Below are 2,537 nucleotides of genomic sequence, written 5' to 3'. Positions count from 1 at the left end.
TGTTTTTTGCAAGTACTTTTTGCAGAAAGTTGCAAGTTAAAAATACAGAATGTTGCATTATGGAAAATCCATAGTTTTGCAAGCTGAAATGCGAAGCGATTTCGATAAAACTCAAAGCATTGCAGGCAGTTTGTTATTGTTTTTTTAATTGATTGTCCGATATTGAACGGTACAATTCATTGATGCTGGATTCCCGCATCCGGTTACTGGGTCCCGGAAACATGAGCAGGTGGCAGTGATGAAGGAGCCGATCCAGCATGGCAGCGGTCATCTGTTCATCATAGAGCACATTGACCCATCGGGAGAATTCCAGGTTGGTATTAAGAATGATAGACCGGTGTTCATAACAATCGGAGATGATTTCGAACAGGAGCTGTGCTCCCGTTCGGTCCAGTGGGACATAACCATATTCATCCAGAATAATCACTTCGGCTTTATTCAATTTTTTCAGAAAAGCGGTCAGGGTACCCGCTACTTTGGCTTCGGACAGTTTATTCACCAGGGCGGCCGTTCGAAAGAATTTAACCGGGATTCCCTGTCGACAGGCGGCAACGCCGAGTGCGGTTGACAACATGGTTTTACCGGTTCCGGTGCCACCATAGAGAATCAGATTCTTCTTTTCGTGGATAAAGGCCAGGGATTTCAGGCCTTCTGGAGTCAGATCCGAAGGCAGGGTGATTTCATCAAAGCGATATCCTTCAAAGGTGTGAATCCCATAGAAACCGGCGCTGGTAACCAACTTTTGGGTGCGGCTGAGTTCCCGGTAACGGAGTTCGTCACTAAGCAGCTGATACAAATATTCCTGGTGACTGCTGCCTTCGGTGGTTTGCGCCAACTCGGCCAGATTGCGACTCAGACGCAGCTTCCGGCAGCATTCAAAGATTTCTTTATCGAGCATATCCGTCACCCCCCTTTCCCTGAAGCAAGATATCATAGGCCGTCAGATTGGGCTGCATCGGGATCATTTTGGGAATGCCCGGAGCAAGAGTCATTGCAGGCAGCTCAGGTACATTCGAATACAGCCGCCGGTAAAGACTCTCCAGACTGTCGGCATCTCTCGCCTGATGAGCAATTGCATGGTTAACGGTATTTACGGCACTGTCAAAACCGGTGCGACTGGTCAACTCGGAAAGAACCTTGAGGATCTGTCCAACTTCGCTGCCTGAACAGGTGGCCAGATAGGTTTGCATGGTTTCCGGCATCAGCTCATAGATCCCAGTATATTTCAGGGCCCGGGGTCTCAGGGATAATTGTTTCAGATAAGGCAGCCAGTCCATCTGTTCCTGCCTGGTATCTCCATAAAGGCGCCGGTGCCGGACAATTTCCCGAAAATTTTCATCCTGAATAACTACCATTGCCGACGTTAAAACCAGATGAACCGGGCACTGGGCGTACTTTGGAGCCACCGAATAAGCATGCTGTCGTTTGTTCAGATAAATCCTGGCCCAGTTGTCGGCTTTGAGGGTTTGATGACCGGTGAGGTCAAACGCAATTCCGGGCAGTTTGTGGCAGGCCGTCAGATCCGCCTGAAACCGCTCCTCGATGGTTTCATCGTAGCGATAATGGTTCCGCCGGGCATCTTTTTCACACTCTGTCAGCAACTGCCGGTTATAATCCGACAGCGACAGAAAGCGGGGAACCGGTACCATGAAGTTGCGACGCTGATAGCCGACCTTGTTTTCGACGTTTCCTTTTTCATGGCCGGCCCCGGGATTCATGAAGACGGCTTTAAAATGGTAATGCTCCCGGAACCGTTCGAATTTGTCAGTCAGTTTTCGCCCGCCATCACGGATAATCTCGGTAACAATGACTTTCGTGTTATCAAACCAGAGCTCCCTTGGCACACAGCCAATGTGGCGGAATATAGCATCCAGCCCTTCCAGCAGGCATTCCATATTTTCACCGTAGAACAGCTGCAGATAACCTTTATTGCTGTATGGAAAAGAGACCTCCAGGTATTTTCCAGTCAGTTTTTGGCCATTTTCATAAAACTCAGCCGTACCAAAATCAACCTGCGCTTCTCCGGGTTGATGTACCAGTGGCAGATAGGCCTGTTTATTCTGCTTAAATATTTCCCGGTGTTTCACTGCGTAATAGCTGGCGACCGTCCGATAGGAGCAGTCAAAACCGGGAAATTCGGCCAGCAGGCGATGAAATACCCGTTTAGCTGTATGGCGCTGTTTGCGTGGGGCTGATTTGTCCTCAATCAGCCAGGAATCGATCACCTCCTTGTAGGGATCCAGTTTGGGACAGAATTGTTTCTCCAACGCCGGCTTTGGCGGCGGGCTGTTGAAATCAGTCTGATCAATGTATTTGCGTACCGTTCGCCAATCCAGGTGCAACGCTTCCGCAATCTGGGAAATATTTTCCCCTTTCTCATAAAAACGATTTCTGATATCATGTATCTGATCCATTGTGAGCATTCTCCATTTCCTCCTTGTTCTTTGGTCAGATACAAGGATAATTGACTTGAGTTTTGCCCGCAATGGATTTTTGCAATATTGTGCATTTTCCAACTTGCAATACTATGGATTTTT

2 protein-coding genes are annotated in these 2,537 nt (G+C 48.2%); both read right to left on the bottom strand.

The features are described 5' to 3' along the window. Positions 1 to 133 precede the first annotated feature (133 nt). The gene (gene istB, locus ACWI_RS18290) at positions 134 to 898 is read right to left on the bottom strand and encodes an IS21-like element helper ATPase IstB (RefSeq protein ID WP_070372886.1); all 765 of its coding nucleotides are present in this window, start codon (positions 896 to 898) and stop codon (positions 134 to 136) included. Further along, entirely contained in the window at positions 888 to 2,414 is a 1,527-nt protein-coding gene (gene istA, locus ACWI_RS18285; RefSeq protein ID WP_084633901.1) for an IS21 family transposase, read from the bottom strand. The genes istB and istA overlap by 11 nt, the downstream gene beginning before the upstream one ends. Positions 2,415 to 2,537: the final 123 nt, after the last annotated feature.

Source organism: Acetobacterium wieringae (genome assembly GCF_001766835.1).
Lineage (GTDB): Bacteria > Bacillota > Clostridia > Eubacteriales > Eubacteriaceae > Acetobacterium > Acetobacterium wieringae.
This window is presented reverse-complemented; position numbering and strand designations above follow the sequence as displayed.